Origin of the sequence: Haemophilus parainfluenzae (assembly GCF_900638025.1) — a bacterium.
Taxonomy (GTDB): Bacteria; Pseudomonadota; Gammaproteobacteria; order Enterobacterales; family Pasteurellaceae; genus Haemophilus_D; species Haemophilus_D parainfluenzae_J.
The window spans coordinates 382396-402937 of sequence record NZ_LR134481.1 but is presented as its reverse complement, the minus strand read 5'-3'; the positions used below and the strand labels follow the sequence as shown (position 1 = coordinate 402937).

The following is a 20542-nucleotide window of genomic DNA, read 5'->3' as shown; positions in this document are numbered from 1 at the left end:
ACGCTATTTTGAAATAGGAATTAAAAATGACCGCACTTTTTCAACAACTTCCCTCGGTAGATAAATTTTTAAAAACACCAGAGGGTGAAATACTTTTAACTGAATTTGGTCATTCAGCTGTCGTGCGTGAATTGCGCCAATTATTGTCTGAAGGGCGTGAGTTTATCAAACAACATCAACATTTACCGCACTTTTTTGCTGATCACCTAAGTACATTACATCATTTACAGCATCGTTTGTCTCAACAAAATCATGTGCAAATTAAATCAGTCCATAATTTAACGGGCACGGTATTACACACAAATTTAGGGCGAGCCTTATGGGCTAAAAGTGCACAGCAAGCAGCACTTCATGCGATGAAAGGTAACGTTGCGCTGGAATATGATTTGGAAGAAGGCAAACGCAGTCATCGGGATAATTATATTAGTGAGTTATTGGCACAACTCACAGGCGCAGAGGCAGCTTGTATCGTTAACAATAATGCTGCAGCCGTACTCTTGATGTTGGCAACCTTTGCAAAAGATAAAGAAGTCATTATTTCTCGCGGGGAATTAATTGAAATTGGCGGAGCATTTCGCATTCCGGACATTATGGCTCAAGCAGGCTGTAAACTTGTTGAAGTGGGAACAACAAACCGCACACATTTGAAAGATTATCGTCAAGCAATCAATGAAAACACTGCGTTCTTAATGAAAGTACATTGCAGTAACTATCATATTAGTGGATTTACTGCTTCGGTTTCAGAACAAGAGTTGGTTGAGCTAGGACAAGAATTTGATATTCCAGTGATGACGGATCTTGGTAGTGGGGCATTGATTGATCTAAGCCAATATGATTTACCGAATGAGCCAACGGTGCAAGAAAAAGTCGCACAGGGCGTAAACTTGGTGTCATTCTCGGGTGATAAATTATTGGGTGGCACACAAGCCGGTATTATCGTCGGTAAAAAAGAGTGGATTGCTCAGTTACAAGCTCATCCACTAAAGCGCGTATTACGTTGCGATAAAGTGATTTTAGCCGGGCTTGAGGCAACATTGCGCCTTTATCTCCAACCTGAAAAACTCACTGAGACATTGCCAACTTTGCATTTGCTCACCCAATCAATGGATGTATTAAAAGAAAAAGCCGAACAACTTAAAGCCTGTTTAGCAAACCGCTTAAAAGATTACCTGGTTGAGATTGAAGAAAGCTTTGCTCAGATTGGGAGTGGTTCTCAACCGATGGCGACGATTCCTTCTCTCGCGGTAACGATTGCCGAAAAAACAGAGACAAAATTGACCGCACTTTTAAAAGTATTCAAAGCTTTAGAACAGCCGATAATCGGTCGTGTTGAGAAAGGAAAAATTTGGTTAGATTTACGTAGTGTGGCCGACTTTAAGGCACTATTAGATACGGTGGAAAAATTATGATCATAGTAACATCAGGACACGTCGATCATGGTAAAACAGCCCTTTTGCAAGCGCTGACAGGCACGAATACCGCCCATTTGCCGGAAGAAAAAAAACGTGGCATGACTATTGATTTGGGGTATGCCTATTTGCCTTTAAAAGAGAAAGTACTCGGGTTTATTGATGTGCCTGGCCATGAAAAGTTTCTCGCCAATATGTTGGCGGGCCTTGGTGGTGTGCATTATGCGATGCTCATTGTCGCAGCAGATGAAGGGATTGCCGCACAAACTAAAGAACATTTAGCGATTTTACGTCAGCTTCAATTTACTGAAATCATGGTAGTGATTACCAAGGCTGATCGAGCAACAGATGAGCAAATTGAGGCACTAAAAACACAAATTCAGACGGATTATCCATTCTTAGCTGAATCTCATTATTTTATTACATCAGCACAAACAGGCTTAGGTATTGATGCGTTACGTGATTATTTAGCCAATTTACCTGAATTAGCTGAAATAAATAAACCGTTCCGTTACGCCATCGACCGTGTTTTTAGCGTGAAAGGGGCGGGGACAGTGGTAACAGGGACAGCATTTGCGGGAACGGTGACCATCGATGATGAACTCTTCCTTTCTACGGGACAAAAGGTTCGCGTAAAAAATATTCATGCTCAGAATACACCGAGCGAAAAAGGTTTGGCTGGTCAACGCTTAGCGCTCAATTTAAACGTTGATTTAGATCGTATTCCAATGCAGCGCGGCGATTGGTTGTTAGCCTCAGAACCACTTGAGCCAACCGATCGTATTACCATTGAAATTACACCTGAAGTGAATTTGAAAGACAGTCAGCCTGTACACATTTATCATGCGGCAAGCCGTACGACGGGTAAGCTCACCTTGCTTGAAAGCAAAAATGCAATGAAAAATGACCGCACTTTGGCTGAGGTCATTTTAGAACAACCATTATTTTTAGCTTTCGGGGATAAATTAATTTTACGTAGTGGTGATGCGAAAGCATTAATTGGTGGTGCCAAGGTACTCGAAATTCATTCACCAAAACGTTATAAGCGCACAGAAGCTCGTCTAGCGTTCTTGGCTAAACTTAATCAGGCTCAAACCGCCACTCAACGCATTGGATTGACCTTGCAAAAAGAGGCAATTTCAGCTCAAGCTTTAATGTGGAGTGAGCAACTAACCGAAAATCAGCTGGCTGAAGCATTAGCCGAGAATGGTGATATCCGTTTCCAAAATTGGTGTTTTAATCGCGATTATCAACGTGAAAAAACGCAGCAAATTTTGACCGCACTTGCTACCTATCATGAGCAACATAATGATCAGCTAGGTTTGAGTAAAGCCCGTTTATATCGTATTGCGACTTTAAACCAACCGGAAAATCTAATTTACCATTTTATTGAAGAAATGCTTGATGAAGGCCAATTGCAGCAGACTCGTGGCTGGTTACATTTGCCTTCACACAAAATCCAATTTTCAGCTGAAGAGCAAAGCTTATGGCAAGCGGTGTTAGCTGAATTTGAGAAAGCACATGGTCAAGCCATTTGGGTACGTGATATGGCAACAGCCTTGGCGCAAGATGAAAGTGTGATGCGTAATTTTATGTATAAAGCGGGTAAATTGGGCTATCTTACGCCAATCGTAAAAGATCGTTTTTTCCTGACTGAAAGCATTTATGCTTATGCTCGCTTAATTAAGCAAATGGCAGGCGAAGAAGGTAAGGTTGCCGTAAATGAATTACGTGATAAGCTAAACTTTGGCCGAAAACTGACAGTGCAATTAATGGAATATTTTGACCGTACCGGCTTTTTACGCCGCAAAGGCAATGATCATATTCTACGTGATAAAGATACATTTGATTTATAGGTAATACATGAAAAAGACACTGATTTCAGCCTTAATTTTAACCTCACTTTTTACTGTAACAGGTTGCGAAGATAAAGAAGCGAAAGCAACGATTGAGCAACAAACACGGACAATTGCACAACTAACGGCAGAAAATACGCAATTAAAAGCTGAAAAAGAAAAGGCTGAAAAGGTTATTCCGGCAATTATTGCTCAAGATGATGTGCTTTTTGATAAAGAGGAAACCATCAAATACCCTAAATCGGCCAAAGAAGATGAATATGTGCCAGAGGAAGGTAAACTTCATTATAGTATTTCTACACTAAAAACGAATATTGAGTGGCTAGATAAACTGCTTTTAGAACAAATTTCAAAAAATGCAGATGGCAAACCAAGAAGTCGTGAGCAGCTTATTGCGGATTACCAGAAAGAATATGATGAAGCTAAAAAAGAGATGTTGGAATCTCCTATAATTGGGGTTGATGAAACCTTAGATTTAGCTTTTAATCACCAAAGAGGTAAGCTTGCTGTATTTTTAATAAACTATTACAGCTATGGTGGTGGCGCTCATGGCATTGGTGGTTATCATTATCTTAATATTGATTTAGAAACAAAAAAACGACTTTCATTTGATGATGTGTTTAAACCAAATCAGCAAGCTAAATTAAAAGAGATACTTTGGGAACGTTATACTCGATATGGTGAGGTAAAAGATGAGGAAGCATTTACATCAAAAGACACTTTTGAAGTGACCGATAATTTCTATTTAGATCATGATGGGATTCACTTTGTGTATAACGTGTATGAAATTGCGTCTTATGCAGAAGGACCGCAGGAGCTTGTGATTGAGTGGTGGAATGCTCCTGCTTTATTGAAGCCTGAATTTATTCAGAAAAAATATTACCCCGTTTCGAGTAATACGGCAGAATAACAAAGTGCGGTTAATAATGGCCGCATTTTTATTGACCTTTTTTCACCCAGTATTTGAAAGGTGTGTTTTGGGTTTCACTCGCTAAAAGAGTATGTTCCATAAATTGGCAGAAACTGGGAATATCGCGAGTCGTGGCTGGGTCGTCTGCCAAAATAAGCAGCACTTCACCTTCGTTCATATGACGAATATTTTTTCTCACGAGCATCACGGGTTCAGGACAACGTAAACCAACGGTATCAAGGGTTTTATCAACAGTCATTTCAGTCATTATTATTCATCGGTTTTATTGAAATTGAGCGACATCATACAATAATTATGGGGAAATTTCGATAAATCTGCTATTAATGCTAAACTAAGCAACAAATTCATTTAAGTAATTATTTCATGGCTGAATATTTTATCCCCAAAAGTGCGGTCATTTTTGAAGAAGAAATTAAGAAAAGTCGCTTTATTACGTATTTACAACATACGGAAGGGCTTGAGCAAGCTAAAGCTTTTTGGGCTGCAATTAAAACACAGCATCCTAATGCTCGCCATCATTGTTGGGCGGCGGTGGCCGGTAAACCAACTGACTCACAACAATTAGGTTTTTCCGATGACGGAGAACCAGCTGGAACGGCAGGAAAGCCAATGCTATCCACTTTGCAAGGTAGTCAAGTTGGTGAAATTAGTGCCGTTGTTGTTCGTTATTATGGGGGCATTTTATTAGGCACGGGTGGTTTAGTTCGTGCTTATGGAAATGGTGTGCAACAAGCTTTAAAATTATTAGAAACTGAACGAAAAGTAGAACGCCAGTTATTCCAAGTGCATTGTGATTATGCACAATTAAATTGGATTCAAATTTTATGTGAACAACATCAAATTGAAATTTATCAACAAGATTTTCAAGTGCAGATTGCATTACAGTTAGGCATTAGTGAAGGTCAAATTAAACCTTTTGAACAAGCATTAATTGAGCGTTCGGCAGGAACGTTGAAATTAGAAGAAATGAATTAAGCGAGATATTGTGCATATTTTATCCATTATTCGGATTATCGGCATTTTGATCATGTGCTTTTCCGGCACGATGCTGATTCCAGCCTTTGTGGCGCTTATTTATGGTGATGGTGGCGGTAAAGCATTTATGCAAGCTTTTGTATTAAGCTTCACTGTGGGAACGTTGTTTTGGTGGCCTTGTCATCATCATAAGCAAGAATTGCGCTCTCGAGAAGGTTTTTTAATTGTAGTGGCGTTTTGGTTTGTCTTAGGTGGGCTAGCAACCTTGCCATTGTTGTTATTTGATTCACCTCATTTAACGGTGGCTTCTGCCGTATTTGAGGCGTTTTCTGGGTTAACAACCACGGGTGCCACAGTCATGACTGGGTTAGATAATTTACCAAAAGCTATTTTATTTTACCGCCAATTTTTGCAATGGTTAGGTGGTATGGGGATCATTGTGCTGGCGATTGCAATCATTCCTCTATTGGGGATTGGCGGAATGCAGTTGTATCGTGCAGAAATGTCTGGTCCAATGAAAGATCAGAAGATACGACCAAGGATAACAGAAACAGCAAAGGCGCTATGGTTTATTTATTTCTTTTTAACCATATCCTGCGCCTTGGCTTATTGGCTAGCGGGTATGACACCATTTGATGCGATTACACATAGTTTTTCGACGGTATCCATTGGCGGATTTTCTACACATGATGAGAGTATAGGGTATTTTAATAGCTCGATGATTAATTTTATCACAGTTATTTTCTTATGGATTTCTGCTTGTAACTTCGCATTGCACTTCAGAGCATTTTCGACTTTAGGACGCGAAAATCTCTTGAAGATTTATACAAAAGATCCAGAATTCCGCTTCTTTATGAGTATTCAAATTTTGCTTATCGTGACTTGTACATTGGTGATGATAAGCTATCAATATTTTGATTCCTCATGGCAAGATTTTGAGCAAGTGGTATTTCAAGCCGTATCGATTTCGACGACAACTGGCTACACCACATCGAGTTTCGCTGAGTGGCCCTCTTTTGTGCCGATGTTATTAATTATTGCCTCTTTTATTGGGGGCTGTGCAGGCTCAGTGGGTGGCGGTTTGCGTGTTGCGCGGATTTTAGTGCTATATCTTCAAGGTGCAAGAGAGCTAAAACGATTTGTTCACCCAAATTTAGTGTATCCTATTAAATGGGGCAAAAGTGTTCTCGATGAACGAGTGATTGGGAGTATTTGGGCTTTTTTCTCTGCCTATTTATTAGTATTCATCATTTGTTTATTAAGTGTGATTGCATGTGGCGTTGAGCCTTTTGATGCATTTAATGCAGTATTGGCAAGTATTAACAACCTTGGACCAGCTTTAGGTTCAGTAAACAGTAATATGACAGCAATGCCCGATAGTGCCAAATGGGTACTGACTATTGCGATGGTTTGTGGGCGATTAGAGATTTTCACATTATTGGCGCTTTTCACGCCAGCATTTTGGAAGGCATAATGAAGACATTAATTTTATATTCAAGCTATGATGGACAAACTAAAAAGATTGCTGAATTTATGGCTCAGCATCTTGAAGGGGAAGTATCTATATCACCATTGATGGAAGAACTCGATTTTCAATTTTTTGATCGTGTGATTATTGGAGCATCCGTTCGTTATGGCCACTTTAATAAACAGGTATATCGTTTTGTGGAGCGTCATCACGAATTATTGAATGCAAAAAGTGCGGTCTTTTTTGGTGTAGGTTTGACTGCGAGAAAAGAAGGGAAAGATACGCCAGAGGGAAATGTCTATGTTCGTAAGTTCCTTCAGCGTATAAAATGGACACCAGCAAAAGTAGCTGTATTTGCAGGTGCACTGCTCTATCCACGTTATAAATGGATTGATCGTGTCATGATCCAATTGATTATGAAAATTACAGACGGCGAAACTGATACGACAAAAGAGATTGAATATACTGACTGGGGAAAAGTAAAGGCATTTGCAGAAAGCCTGAATTCGTAGAATAAAACACCATAATAGTGGCGTTTTTTAGACGATTTGAATAAAAGATCTTCAATCAAGAAAAAATCACATTTTTTTACAAAAAAGCACTTGCAAAGAATTCTGAAATGCCTATAATACGCCGCACACAACGACGCACTGTTGTGAAACGTAGTAAAACTGGTGCGTCGTTATTTTTTGCTCTTTAACAATATATCAGACAATCTGTGTGGGCACTTGTTGATTGACATGTTTTAAAAATATTTTTTAATTTTGAAGTCTTAATAGGTGCTAACTAGAAATTCATAATACTTTATTAAGTAGTGACATTTTATGTCAGCAGTATTGAGCGATTGAACTTGAATTGAAGAGTTTGATCATGGCTCAGATTGAACGCTGGCGGCAGGCTTAACACATGCAAGTCGAACGGTAACATAAAGAAGCTTGCTTCTTTGATGACGAGTGGCGGACGGGTGAGTAATGCTTGGGAATCTGGCTTATGGAGGGGGATAACTACGGGAAACTGTAGCTAATACCGCGTAATATCGAAAGATTAAAGTGTGGGACCTTCGGGCCACATGCCATAAGATGAGCCCAAGTGGGATTAGGTAGTTGGTGAGGTAAAGGCTCACCAAGCCGACGATCTCTAGCTGGTCTGAGAGGATGACCAGCCACACTGGGACTGAGACACGGCCCAGACTCCTACGGGAGGCAGCAGTGGGGAATATTGCGCAATGGGGGCAACCCTGACGCAGCCATGCCGCGTGAATGAAGAAGGCCTTCGGGTTGTAAAGTTCTTTCGGTAGTGAGGAAGGTGGTTAGTTTAATAGGCTAGCCAATTGACGTTAACTACAGAAGAAGCACCGGCTAACTCCGTGCCAGCAGCCGCGGTAATACGGAGGGTGCGAGCGTTAATCGGAATAACTGGGCGTAAAGGGCACGCAGGCGGACTTTTAAGTGAGGTGTGAAAGCCCCGGGCTTAACCTGGGAATTGCATTTCAGACTGGGAGTCTAGAGTACTTTAGGGAGGGGTAGAATTCCACGTGTAGCGGTGAAATGCGTAGAGATGTGGAGGAATACCGAAGGCGAAGGCAGCCCCTTGGGAATGTACTGACGCTCATGTGCGAAAGCGTGGGGAGCAAACAGGATTAGATACCCTGGTAGTCCACGCTGTAAACGATGTCGATTTGGGGGTTGAACTTTGAGTTTGGCGCCCGTAGCTAACGTGATAAATCGACCGCCTGGGGAGTACGGCCGCAAGGTTAAAACTCAAATGAATTGACGGGGGCCCGCACAAGCGGTGGAGCATGTGGTTTAATTCGATGCAACGCGAAGAACCTTACCTACTCTTGACATCCAGAGAACATTCCAGAGATGGATTGGTGCCTTCGGGAACTCTGAGACAGGTGCTGCATGGCTGTCGTCAGCTCGTGTTGTGAAATGTTGGGTTAAGTCCCGCAACGAGCGCAACCCTTATCCTTTGTTGCCAGCGATTCGGTCGGGAACTCAAAGGAGACTGCCGGTGATAAACCGGAGGAAGGTGGGGATGACGTCAAGTCATCATGGCCCTTACGAGTAGGGCTACACACGTGCTACAATGGCGTATACAGAGGGAAGCGAGAGTGCGAGCTGGAGCGAATCTCACAAAGTACGTCTAAGTCCGGATTGGAGTCTGCAACTCGACTCCATGAAGTCGGAATCGCTAGTAATCGCAAATCAGAATGTTGCGGTGAATACGTTCCCGGGCCTTGTACACACCGCCCGTCACACCATGGGAGTGGGTTGTACCAGAAGTAGATAGCTTAACCTTTTGGAGGGCGTTTACCACGGTATGATTCATGACTGGGGTGAAGTCGTAACAAGGTAACCGTAGGGGAACCTGCGGTTGGATCACCTCCTTACCAAAAACGAGAGACAATAAGTGTCCACACAGATTGATTGATATATTGTAGAAAATGAATGAAGAGAGAAAAGTGCGTAAGCAAAGTGTAAGATAGAGTATCTTTATTTGTTGTCCCCATCGTCTAGAGGCCTAGGACATCGCCCTTTCACGGCGGTAACCGGGGTTCGAATCCCCGTGGGGACGCCAAATAAAGATAACTTTATTATCTTCTGTTCTTTAACAACCAGGAAACAAGCTGAAAAACTGAAGAGACTTTCAAGTCCTTAAAGGATAAGAAAAAGTCTGAGTAAGAATAAAATCTTGATTGAACAAAAGCAATCAAGTGTTTAGTTGAAAACACAACATCAAGAATTTTTGAGGTTGTATAGTTAAGTGACTAAGCGTACAAGGTGGATGCCTTGGCAATCAGAGGCGATGAAGGACGTGCTAATCTGCGAAAAGCTTGGATGAGTCGATAAGAGGCGTTTAATCCAAGATGTCCGAATGGGGAAACCCAGTAGATGAAGAATCTACTATCACTTACTGAATACATAGGTAAGTGAGGCAAACCGGGAGAACTGAAACATCTAAGTACCCCGAGGAAAAGAAATCAACCGAGATTTCGTTAGTAGCGGCGAGCGAACGCGAAGGAGCCTGTTAGTGATAATGACAGAGACAGAGGAACAAGCTGGGAAGTTTGGCGATACAGGGTGATAGCCCCGTACTCGAAGTCCAGGTCATGGTACTAAGCTAACGATAAGTAGGGCGGGACACGTGATATCCTGTTTGAAGATGGGGGGACCATCCTCCAAGGCTAAATACTCCTGATTGACCGATAGTGAACCAGTACTGTGAAGGAAAGGCGAAAAGAACCCCGGTGAGGGGAGTGAAATAGAACCTGAAACCTTGTACGTACAAGCAGTGGGAGCCTGAAAGGGTGACTGCGTACCTTTTGTATAATGGGTCAGCGACTTATATTTTGTAGCGAGGTTAACCGAATAGGGGAGCCGAAGGGAAACCGAGTCTTAACTGGGCGAATAGTTGCAAGGTATAGACCCGAAACCCGGTGATCTAGCCATGGGCAGGTTGAAGGTTGGGTAACACTAACTGGAGGACCGAACCGACTAATGTTGAAAAATTAGCGGATGACTTGTGGCTGGGGGTGAAAGGCCAATCAAACCGGGAGATAGCTGGTTCTCCCCGAAATCTATTTAGGTAGAGCCTTGAGCGGACACCTTCGGGGGTAGAGCACTGTTTCGGCTAGGGGTCCATCCCGGATTACCAACCCGATGCAAACTACGAATACCGAAGAGTGATACTCAGGAGACACACGGCGGGTGCTAACGTCCGTCGTGGAGAGGGAAACAACCCAGACCGCCAGCTAAGGTCCCAAAGTCTATATTAAGTGGGAAACGAAGTGGGAAGGCTTAGACAGCTAGGATGTTGGCTTAGAAGCAGCCATCATTTAAAGAAAGCGTAATAGCTCACTAGTCGAGTCGGCCTGCGCGGAAGATGTAACGGGGCTCAAATATAGCACCGAAGCTGCGGCATCAGACGAAAGTCTGTTGGGTAGGGGAGCGTTCTGTAAGCGGAAGAAGGTGAATCGAGAGGTTTGCTGGACGTATCAGAAGTGCGAATGCTGACATAAGTAACGATAAAACGGGTGAAAAACCCGTTCGCCGGAAGACCAAGGGTTCCTGTCCAACGTTAATCGGGGCAGGGTGAGTCGGCCCCTAAGGCGAGGCTGAAAAGCGTAGTCGATGGGAAACGGGTTAATATTCCCGTACTTGGATAAACTGCGATGTGGGGACGGAGCAGGTTAGGTTATCGCACTGTTGGATATGTGCGTTTAAGTTAGTAGGTGTGAAGTTTAGGCAAATCCGGACTTCTTTAACACTGAGAGATGATGACGAGGCTCTACGGAGCTGAAGTAACCGATACCACACTTCCAGGAAAAGCCACTAAGCTTCAGGTTTATCTAAACCGTACTGAAAACCGACACAGGTGGTCAGGTAGAGAATACTCAGGCGCTTGAGAGAACTCGGGTGAAGGAACTAGGCAAAATAGCACCGTAACTTCGGGAGAAGGTGCGCCGGCGTAGATTGTAAGGGCTTGCCCCTGAAGGTTGAACCGGTCGAAGATACCAGCTGGCTGCAACTGTTTATTAAAAACACAGCACTCTGCAAACACGAAAGTGGACGTATAGGGTGTGATGCCTGCCCGGTGCTGGAAGGTTAATTGATGGTGTAATCGAAAGAGAAGCTCCTGATCGAAGCCCCAGTAAACGGCGGCCGTAACTATAACGGTCCTAAGGTAGCGAAATTCCTTGTCGGGTAAGTTCCGACCTGCACGAATGGCATAATGATGGCCAGGCTGTCTCCACCCGAGACTCAGTGAAATTGAAATCGCCGTGAAGATGCGGTGTACCCGCGGCTAGACGGAAAGACCCCGTGAACCTTTACTATAGCTTGACACTGAACATTGAATTTTGATGTGTAGGATAGGTGGGAGACTTAGAAGTAGTCACGCCAGTGATTATGGAGTCGTCCTTGAAATACCACCCTTTAACGTTTGATGTTCTAACGAAGATTACGAAACGTGGTCTCGGACAGTGTCTGGTGGGTAGTTTGACTGGGGCGGTCTCCTCCCAAAGAGTAACGGAGGAGCACGAAGGTTTGCTAATGACGGTCGGACATCGTCAGGTTAGTGCAATGGTATAAGCAAGCTTAACTGCGAGACGGACAAGTCGAGCAGGTACGAAAGTAGGTCATAGTGATCCGGTGGTTCTGAATGGAAGGGCCATCGCTCAACGGATAAAAGGTACTCCGGGGATAACAGGCTGATACCGCCCAAGAGTTCATATCGACGGCGGTGTTTGGCACCTCGATGTCGGCTCATCACATCCTGGGGCTGAAGTAGGTCCCAAGGGTATGGCTGTTCGCCATTTAAAGTGGTACGCGAGCTGGGTTTAGAACGTCGTGAGACAGTTCGGTCCCTATCTGCCGTGGGCGTTGGAGAATTGGTTGGGGCTGCTCCTAGTACGAGAGGACCGGAGTGGACGCACCACTGGTGTTCCGGTTGTGTCGCCAGACGCATTGCCGGGTAGCTAAGTGCGGAAGAGATAAGTGCTGAAAGCATCTAAGCACGAAACTTGCCAAGAGATGAGTTCTCCCAGATTATAAATCTGTAAGGGTTGTTTAAGACTAAGACGTAGATAGGTCTGGTGTGTAATCGGTGCGAGCCGTTGAGCTAACAGATACTAATTGCCCGAGAGGCTTAACTATACAACGCTCAAGGGTTTTGGGTGTTGAGAAGACGAAACAAACTCAGAGAAGAAAGAGAAGAAGAAAGTTTTTAGGTAAATCAGCTTGTTTGGTTGTGAGCGCTAGAGATAGCGGAACAGAGAGAAAAGTTATTAGAGGAATAATCCTGGCGGCGATAGAGCGGTGGTCCCACCTGACCCCATACCGAACTCAGAAGTGAAACGCCGATGCGCCGATGGTAGTGTGGGGCTTCCCCATGTGAGAGTAGGACACCGCCAGGTACTTTTTATTTTCTTAGTTTATTTTTAGAGTAAATTAACAAAATAAAAAATTTTGGCAGCAACAGTGCAATGGACCCACCTGAATCCATATCGAACTCAGAAGTGAAACATTGTTACGCCGATGGTAGTGTGGGGCTTCCCCATGTGAGAGTAGGTCACTGCCAATTATACCTCATTTAGCGGAGTGGTAGTTCAGCTGGTTAGAATACCTGCCTGTCACGCAGGGGGTCGCGGGTTCGAGTCCCGTCCATTCCGCCAATTCTTAATACCAATAGGGGCGTAGTTCAATTGGTAGAGCACCGGTCTCCAAAACCGGGTGTTGGGAGTTCGAGCCTCTCCGCCCCTGCCATCATTTCATATCAAATAATATTTAATTTTTTTAAGAATATTGTCTATTTTGCTATTCGTTTTATACTAATCGCATTTTTAGTATTTCAGAGATATTCTTATGCATTATTCCATTCAAGATTTTATTCAATTAATTGCCCAATTACGTAATCCTAATGGCGGTTGTCCTTGGGATCTTAAACAAAATTATGAATCAATGATTCCTTGTTTAACCGAAGAAACTTATGAAGTCATTGATGCCATCCAAAAGAAAGACATTGTTAATTTAAGGGAAGAACTTGGCGATCTTTTATTACAGGTTGTATTTTTTAGCCAGCTTGCTTCTGAAGATGGTTATTTCACATTTGATGATGTTCTTAATGATATTTCTAAAAAGATTGTACGTCGTCATCCTCATGTGTTTGGAGATGCCACAGCTGGAAATGAAGAAGAGGCATTAGCTCGTTGGAATAGTATCAAAGCACAAGAGAAATCAGTTCAAGAAAAATACTCTATTCTAGATGATATTCCGAATGCTTTTCCTGCATTGTTAAGAGCACAAAAAATGCAAAAACAATGTTCAAAGATTGGTTTTGATTGGGATGATGTTGAACCTGTATTAGCTAAAGTTGAAGAAGAATTGCAAGAAGTAAGGGATGAAATCAATCAAACTTCTCGTAATCAAGAAAAAATAGAAGAGGAGATCGGGGATTTATTTTTCGCAACGGTTAATTTGTCTCGCCATCTCAAATGCAATGCGGAAGAAACTTTGCGTAAGGCGAATAATAAATTTGAACAACGTTTTCGAAAAGTTGAAGAAAAGGCATTAGAACGAGGTTCATCAATTAAAGATCTTTCTTTAATCGAAATGGATATTTTGTGGGATGAAGTAAAAAAAGAAGAAAAATAATTGCAATGGCAGAGGGTGCTTTCCTCTGCCATTTTTTATTCTATAAAATGGATAACTATTCCTTTTATGCTAATTACCATAATTAAATTCGGTTATTTATCCACTCAATGTAATCAGCTTTTCGATGACTGATTATATTTTCATCATTTTTGTTTTATTCTCATTTTGGTTATTGACAAGGTTATTATTTAAACATATATTTGCCAAGCCACTTGTCTAAATACTTTTTATCGAAGTGTTGAGTGGTGATTTATAAAATGAATAACTCGTATTCGAATAGGTGTAAATATGCTCTTAAAGAAAACTTTACTTGTTGTAAGTTTGACGACGGTATTAGCTGCTTGTAGTACAGCAACAAATGAAAAATGGCAAAATTTTGATAATAAATCTCTAAATGAAAACATTAGTAGTACTGATGCCGGTATTGTTGTTTATCGTGATAACAGTGGCGAGTCTACTCCAGCAGTCAATATTGCTGTAAATGGTGAATATCAAACATCATTACAACGTAATGGCTTTTCAGAGGTAGTGGTATGTGCACAGCCTCAACGTATTGGCGCATTTACAAAGATGCAAGATCCTGCTTATGTTTTTAAACACACTGGCGGTAAATACTATACCTTGGAAGGCGGTAAATTAATTTATTTCCGAGTGAGTGTAGATGAGATGGGCAATGTTGCCATGACAGAGGTTGATCAAAATACAGCAAAAGAAGAGATGGCTAATGCTAGATTCCAAGCCAATACGCTCTCTCGTGTTGAATATGCAAATACTTGTGGGCCGAAAAGCTATGTATTAAATGCTTCAGCATTATTCCCATTCGATCAATATAGTGCTAACAGTATTCTTCCTAATGGTCGTGATGAAATTCGCGCTATTGCAAAAGATATTCAGGAATATCCAGCAAACATTCGTTCGGTTGAAGTATCTGGTTATACTGATCCCCAAGGTAGCGCTGAATACAACCAAACACTTTCTCAACAACGTGCAAAAACCGTAAAAGAGTTATTGGTTCATGGCGGTGTAAAATCTAATCTTGTCCATGCAGCCGGTTACGGTGCTCAAAATTTAAAAGTCACGAATTGCGAAGCACAACATGCTGGTAACACATCTGAATTACAAGTCTGTAATCAACCAAACCGTCGTGTAGAAATTAAATTACATACAGTAAATAACTAATAGATAGGGAAAATTAGAATAATGAATATCATTCTAAAAATTAATAATGCATCTGAAACAGTTCAAAGCATTAATTTAAATACAAATCTTAAGCAAGCAGTTCGTGTACAAGCACAAAATGATGTTAATTATCAATTAATTGATCAAAACACGGGCTATGCGCCTGAAAATATTACCACAAAGCGTGTTGGTAATGATTTACAAATTGCGTTTGAAGGTTCTGATATTGAACAACCAGATTTAATTATCGAAGATTACTATGATCAAGATAATTCAAATTTGCTTGTCGGTACACATGAAAATGGAAATCTTTATCCATATGTACCAGAAACTGGTGTACAAACTGATGCTGTAACTTTATTAGCTCAGGAAGTGTCAGTTGGTCAAGCGTTAGGTGGAGAAGCGCTGAAGTCTGCAATGTGGGCGTTTAATCCTTGGTGGTTATTAGCTCTTGTTCCTATTGCGGGTATTGCGATTGCTGCGGGTCATGATAGCAGTAGTGGTAGTAAAGATACAACCCCTCCAGGAGCGCCAACTGTAACTGCGAACGTAGGCGGTTCCGTAGATGTTGTGCCACCGAGTGAAGCAGACACCAAAACGGTAACTATTCGCTATACTGATGAAAATGGTGTTGAGCATACCTCTACAGTGGAAAAAGGTAATAATGGTAAATGGACCTCAACAGATACAAATTTAATTGTTGATGAAAATACAGGTAAAACCACGATTCCTGCTGATAAAGTAAAAGATAATACTAAAGTAACTGCGAATGCAACGGATAATTCAGGCAATAAAGGTTCTGAAGGCAACGCAATCTCAGGTATTGACCAAGTAGAAGGCAAACCAGGTATTATTATTCCAGAAGCTCAAGATGGTTATATCAATGGTAAAGAATTGGAAGATGGTGTTCAAACTCAGATTATTTTACCAAAAGGTACAATTGAAGGCGCTACTGTAACTGTGACTATCACAAAACCAGATGGTACTACAGAACAAATCAGCCACACTGTGACAGGTGACGAAGTAACTAATGGTAAAATTGACCTTACTATCCCTAAAGAAAGCTTACCGGCTGATGGTAATTATAAAGTCGGTGTATCCATTCAACAAGGCAATAATCCAGCCGTTTCAGGTGATACCGAATCTTTTGAATTAGATACTGGCATCCCAGGCGATGTTGATAACAACGGTGAAGCAAGTAATGGTGACACTGACAACAACACCAAAGATGGCGCACCAATCGTAACTATCACAGATGGTAACGGTGACGACTATATTAATGCGAAAGAACTTGAAGATGGTATTCAAACGAATGTAACTATCCCAACAGGAACAAAAGCAGGTGATACCATCACTGTATCGGTAACCGATCCAAACGGTAAGACAGTTGAAGTTCCACACACCGTGACAGAAGATGATATCAAAAATGGTTCAGTAGATATTACGATTCCGAAAGACAACGTGCCAACAGATGGTGATTACACCATTACAGCTAAAGTGACTGATCCTGCAGGTAATACAAGTGCAACCAGCGAACCGAAAAAAGTCACAGTGGACACAGGCATCCCAGGCGATGTTGATAACAACGGTGAAGCAAGTAATGGCGACACTGACAGCAACACCAAAGATGGCGCACCAATCGTAACCATCACAGATGGTAACGGTGACGACTATATCAATGCGAAAGAGCTTGAAGATGGTATTCAAACGAATGTAACTATCCCAACAGGAACAAAAGCAGGTGATACCATCACTGTATCGGTAACCGATCCAAACGGTAAGACAGTTGAAATTCCACATACTGTGACAGAAGATGATATCAAAAATGGTTCAGTAGATATTACGATTCCGAAAGACAACGTGCCAACAGATGGTGATTACACCATTACAGCTAAAGTGACTGATCCTGCAGGTAATACAAGTGCAACCAGCGAGCCGAAAAAAGTCACAGTCGATACAGGCATCCCAGGTGATGTTGATAACAATGGTGAAGCAAATAATGGCGACAATGACAACAACACCGATCCAAAAACCAAAGATGGCGCGCCAATCGTCACTATCACAGATGGTAACGGTGACGAGTACATCAATGCGAAAGAGCTTGAAGATGGTGTTACCACAAAAGTCACTATCCCTGCAAATACCGAAGTGGGCGATAAAATTACATTAACAGTAACCGATCCAAACGGTAATAAGTCGGAAGTTACGCATACAGTAACTAAAGATGATATTGATCATGGCTCGGCGGAAGTGACTATTCCTAAAGATAAGGTACCGAGTGAAGGTGATTATACAGTAACAGCGAAAGTGACCGATCCAGCGGGTAACAGCAGTGCGGAAAGTACCCCAGCAGGATTTACTGTGGACAAAACTGCACCAGCAGCACCAACAGTGACAGCGAATGATGATGGCTCAATGACCATTACACCGCCAGCAGATAAAGATACCAAAACGGTTGAAATTACTTATACAGACGAAGATGGTAAAGAACATCCTGCAACGTTAACGAAGGGTGATGATGGTAAATGGAAATCAGATAATCCAGATGTTGTTGTCAATGAAGACACAGGTGTTGCAACTATTGATAAAAATAAAGTTCAAGATGGTTCAGATGTAACAGCAAAAGCAAAAGATAATGCAGGCAATACAGGTGATGATGCTTCAGCACAAGCAAAACCAAATAGTGATGAACTAAGTGGTAAACCTGAGCTTACTATTGCTGAAGCGGACGATGGTAAAGTGACGGCGACTGAATTAAATGATGGTATCCAAACGGAAGTGAAATTACAGACCAATTCTAAAGCCGGGGATGTAGTTACATTAACCATCACAAATCCAGATAACACAACGAAAACCATTGAGCATACTGTTACTGCTGAAGAAGCAACTGCAGGTAAAGTAGCAGTTACTATTCCTAAAGAAAATGTAACAACAGATGGTTCTTATAGCGTCTCAGTAAGTCAATCACGTGATGGTAATGCAACAGAAGGTAATAAAGAAACCTTTACTGTTGATGCTCGCGTACCTGGCGATACAGATGGCGATGGTGAAACTGATGATGCAGGTAAACCAGTTGTACATATTGAGGATAATGATGATGAAATCATTAATGCTTCTGATTTAAACAGCGACGGTAAAGCAACAGCGACTATTACACTCCCTGAAAATGCAGGCTACAGCGCAGGTGATACGTTAACTGTCACTTATCCAGATGGACAAACTGAAGATATCGTATTAACTGAAGCTCAAATCAAGGATGGCGTAAAAGTGACATTCACTCCGCTTGCAGCGGGTGAAAGCAATGAAGTAAAAGCTATCGTTAAAGATCCACAAGGTAATAGCTCGAAAGAAGGAATCGATACAGCTAAGACCGAGGAAGCTGAAGTTCCACCAACGAGAATTACGGTGGAAGTGAAGGATGATTTCACTGATGAATATAAAGGTGCAAAAACTCGTTCCGAAGGAACTGAAGCAACTAATCTATTATCAGGAAATGGTGGCTTAGGTAAATATGAAGGTGTAGTCGGTGCTAATGGTAAAACCATTGATGCAAGTGATGCGACCAAATTACAAGCAATCAAAACACTTGCAGATGGTTTAACAAATGATGCGACCCCAACTGTCACTTTCACGTTGGATAATAAAATTACTTCTGCACAAAATATGGTGATTTACCGCGAAACCGTAACAAAAGATGGTGACGTCTTCAATAAAGAAGTACTCACTAATAAATTTACGGTAAGTGCGGATGGTAAAACATACTCTTTCACTGATGCATTGCCAGAAACCTTTGGTACTCAATATCGCTATACTGCAGAAGTACAAAATAAAGCAACGAATGCAGTAGAACTCACGACTCGTCAAGATATTTATTTAGATACTCAAGTTGAGTCGATGGAAGTAACTGCGATGGCAAACAATAAAGACGGTAACTTAACGTCTATTACGTTCAGCATTACAGATCGTTCAGAAGTGGGTGCGGTTGTTAAGATTAGTTACCCGAATACTGCGGGTACAACATCAACCACAACAGCAGAGATTAATAATGATGGCACTTACACCGTTAATCTTGCTGATAACTTTAATCGTTATTCAACTGACGGTATGCAAGTAACAGTGATTGATTCTGCAGGTAATATTGCTTCAACGAAAACCATGTATATTCGTAACCTATTTAGTAATATGAATACTGAAATGGGGCCAGATCCATCACAAGGACGTAAATTTAACGTTGGATTAATCACAGATATTATTAACCGTCAAGCAACGAATGAAAATGGCTTGAAATTCACGGATGATAATGATCACCTCGTGGTTGGTTTAGATGAATATGCTCGTAAAGCGGGTGTAAATGGTAACATGGCGTCCATGGTTGGCGGCGGAGAATTGAATGTGGATACCGGTGCAGGTGATGACCATATTCAATTACGTGGCAATTTACAGTCATGGCGAGGTGGCTCGTTAAAAATGGGTGAAGGTAACGATAAACTGACCTTCGATACAGCAGAAGTTACAACTGGAGGCCAATATAATATTGACTTTGGTAATGGTAACGACCGCTTAGTGATTAATGGTGCGGTTAATACCCAATCAACGATGAAAGTCTCCTTTGGTGAAGGTAATGACAGTATGTATGTGAAGAGCAACCTTGATGGCTCAGGCAGCGGACTGTACGACTTTGGCAACGGCGACAATAGCCTAGAAGTGGGTGGTTATGTTACAAAATCACAAACATTCCTCTTCGGTAATGGCTCAGACTCATTCGTAGTTGCAGGGCACTTTGACTATGCGACAGTAACCATGGGCCAAGGTAACGACTTGTTTAAAGTGGGCAGTAACTTACGTTATGGTGCAACCGTTAATATGGGTGAAGGCGACGATGTACTCGTAGCCGGCGGTATTAATAACGGTCTTGACGCTCAAACAGTCACTGTTGATATGGGTGAGGGTGATGATACTGCAACATTTACCAGCATTAATGGTGGTAAAGTTGAAATGGGTGCAGGCGATGACGTATTAAATATCACCACCCTTTCTGGCGACGGCAAAATTAATCTTGGTACAGGTGATGATATTGTTAACTTCAGTGGTCGTGTAACTGGTGGTACAGTTGATGGTGGCGAAGGTAATGATATCGCTGTATTAAAAGAAGTAGGTCATAGCTATGAAATGTCTAACTTCAAAAATGTTGAAATCTTTGATTTAACAACAGATGGTCGTCAAGACATTAACATTAGATTATCAGACTTACAACAAGATGGCGATACGCTTTCGAAGGTCTACATCCGCGGTACATCATTAGATACTGTCGATTTAGGTAATAACAATAACTATGGCGATACAGCACAAAACTTGAAAGATACCTCTAACGGTATCCTAGGTTCAAATGTGGGTACATGGGCGAAAGGAGCCACAGAGACTGTAGATGGTGTTACCTATGATGTGTATTCTTACACTAGCGGTAATACAGGTACGATTACGACTGAATTAGTTTATATTGAACAAGGTATTCAAGTAATCTAACTTATCTAAGATCGTTATAATCAGACACCCCTCTATGAGGGGTGTTT

At 41.8% G+C, this 20542-nt stretch carries 10 protein-coding genes, 3 tRNA genes and 4 rRNA genes; 16 read left to right on the top strand and 1 reads right to left on the bottom strand.

Features of this window, described 5'->3' with window-relative positions; genetic code table 11:
• The first annotated feature begins 26 nt into the window (after positions 1-26).
• Genes selA through EL215_RS01975 form a run of 3 tightly spaced genes read left to right on the top strand, consistent with a single transcriptional unit; the run spans position 27 to position 4175 of the window.
• Positions 27-1409 (top strand): L-seryl-tRNA(Sec) selenium transferase, encoded by a 1383-nt coding sequence (selA, locus tag EL215_RS01985; protein ID WP_126469853.1) that lies wholly within the window; start codon positions 27-29, stop codon positions 1407-1409.
• Positions 1406-3265 carry a selenocysteine-specific translation elongation factor gene (gene selB / locus EL215_RS01980; protein WP_126469851.1) on the top strand — a complete coding sequence of 620 codons (1860 nt, stop codon included), beginning with the start codon at positions 1406-1408 and terminating at the stop codon, positions 3263-3265. The genes selA and selB overlap by 4 nt, the downstream gene beginning before the upstream one ends.
• A gap of 7 nt (positions 3266-3272) precedes the next feature.
• Complete coding sequence (locus EL215_RS01975) at positions 3273-4175, top strand: RsiV family protein (RefSeq protein WP_126469849.1); 903 nt, start codon at positions 3273-3275, stop codon at positions 4173-4175.
• 28 nt (positions 4176-4203) lie between these two features.
• Here EL215_RS01975 and tusA read toward each other — a convergent pair whose 3' ends face one another.
• Positions 4204-4443 (bottom strand): sulfurtransferase TusA, encoded by a 240-nt coding sequence (gene tusA, locus EL215_RS01970; RefSeq protein WP_049356232.1) that lies wholly within the window; start codon positions 4441-4443, stop codon positions 4204-4206.
• Positions 4444-4559: 116 nt separating this feature from the next.
• Between tusA and EL215_RS01965 the strand changes: the two genes are divergently transcribed.
• The 13 genes from EL215_RS01965 (at position 4560) to EL215_RS01905 (ending at position 20495) form a co-directional block, all read left to right on the top strand.
• Positions 4560-5171, top strand: coding sequence for a YigZ family protein (locus EL215_RS01965; RefSeq protein ID WP_049356230.1), 612 nt, complete (start codon positions 4560-4562; stop codon positions 5169-5171).
• Between the two features lie 10 nt (positions 5172-5181).
• The gene (locus tag EL215_RS01960; RefSeq protein ID WP_126469847.1) at positions 5182-6645 is read left to right on the top strand and encodes a TrkH family potassium uptake protein; all 1464 of its coding nucleotides are present in this window, start codon (positions 5182-5184) and stop codon (positions 6643-6645) included.
• The gene (gene hemG / locus EL215_RS01955; protein ID WP_126469845.1) at positions 6645-7151 is read left to right on the top strand and encodes a menaquinone-dependent protoporphyrinogen IX dehydrogenase; all 507 of its coding nucleotides are present in this window, start codon (positions 6645-6647) and stop codon (positions 7149-7151) included. Before EL215_RS01960 ends, hemG begins: the two co-directional genes overlap by 1 nt.
• Positions 7152-7491: 340 nt before the next feature.
• A 16S ribosomal RNA gene (locus EL215_RS01950) occupies positions 7492-9031 on the top strand.
• Positions 9032-9143: 112 nt separating this feature from the next.
• A tRNA-Glu gene (locus tag EL215_RS01945) sits at positions 9144-9219 on the top strand.
• A 180-nt stretch (positions 9220-9399) separates the two neighbouring features.
• Positions 9400-12296 (top strand): 23S ribosomal RNA (locus tag EL215_RS01940).
• 144 nt (positions 12297-12440) lie between these two features.
• Positions 12441-12556 (top strand): 5S ribosomal RNA (rrf, locus tag EL215_RS01935).
• Positions 12557-12607: 51 nt separating this feature from the next.
• Positions 12608-12723: ribosomal RNA gene (gene rrf / locus EL215_RS01930) — 5S ribosomal RNA — on the top strand.
• The 16S, 23S and 5S rRNA genes sit together here with 3 tRNA genes alongside, the layout of an rRNA operon.
• 14 nt (positions 12724-12737) lie before the next feature.
• Positions 12738-12814 (top strand) — tRNA-Asp (locus EL215_RS01925).
• Between the two features lie 15 nt (positions 12815-12829).
• Positions 12830-12905: transfer RNA gene (locus EL215_RS01920), tRNA-Trp, on the top strand.
• Positions 12906-13004: 99 nt separating this feature from the next.
• Positions 13005-13793 carry a nucleoside triphosphate pyrophosphohydrolase gene (mazG, locus tag EL215_RS01915; protein ID WP_126469843.1) on the top strand — a complete coding sequence of 263 codons (789 nt, stop codon included), beginning with the start codon at positions 13005-13007 and terminating at the stop codon, positions 13791-13793.
• 288 nt (positions 13794-14081) lie between these two features.
• Positions 14082-14972, top strand: coding sequence for an OmpA family protein (locus EL215_RS01910; RefSeq protein ID WP_126469841.1), 891 nt, complete (start codon positions 14082-14084; stop codon positions 14970-14972).
• A gap of 21 nt (positions 14973-14993) precedes the next feature.
• Positions 14994-20495 carry an Ig-like domain-containing protein gene (locus EL215_RS01905; RefSeq protein ID WP_126469839.1) on the top strand — a complete coding sequence of 1834 codons (5502 nt, stop codon included), beginning with the start codon at positions 14994-14996 and terminating at the stop codon, positions 20493-20495.
• The last annotated feature ends 47 nt before the right edge of the window (positions 20496-20542 follow it).

Excerpts from the sequence above, each read along its gene's own strand:
- selA (WP_126469853.1), top strand. The coding sequence starts at position 27 with ATGACCGCACTTTTTCAACAACTTCCCTCGGTAGATAAATTTTTAAAA.
- selB (WP_126469851.1), top strand. The coding sequence starts at position 1,406 with ATGATCATAGTAACATCAGGACACGTCGATCATGGTAAAACAGCCCTT.
- EL215_RS01975 (WP_126469849.1), top strand. The coding sequence starts at position 3,273 with ATGAAAAAGACACTGATTTCAGCCTTAATTTTAACCTCACTTTTTACT.
- tusA (WP_049356232.1), bottom strand. The coding sequence starts at position 4,443 with ATGACTGAAATGACTGTTGATAAAACCCTTGATACCGTTGGTTTACGT.
- EL215_RS01965 (WP_049356230.1), top strand. The coding sequence starts at position 4,560 with ATGGCTGAATATTTTATCCCCAAAAGTGCGGTCATTTTTGAAGAAGAA.
- hemG (WP_126469845.1), top strand. The coding sequence starts at position 6,645 with ATGAAGACATTAATTTTATATTCAAGCTATGATGGACAAACTAAAAAG.
- mazG (WP_126469843.1), top strand. The coding sequence starts at position 13,005 with ATGCATTATTCCATTCAAGATTTTATTCAATTAATTGCCCAATTACGT.
- EL215_RS01910 (WP_126469841.1), top strand. The coding sequence starts at position 14,082 with ATGCTCTTAAAGAAAACTTTACTTGTTGTAAGTTTGACGACGGTATTA.
- EL215_RS01905 (WP_126469839.1), top strand. The coding sequence starts at position 14,994 with ATGAATATCATTCTAAAAATTAATAATGCATCTGAAACAGTTCAAAGC.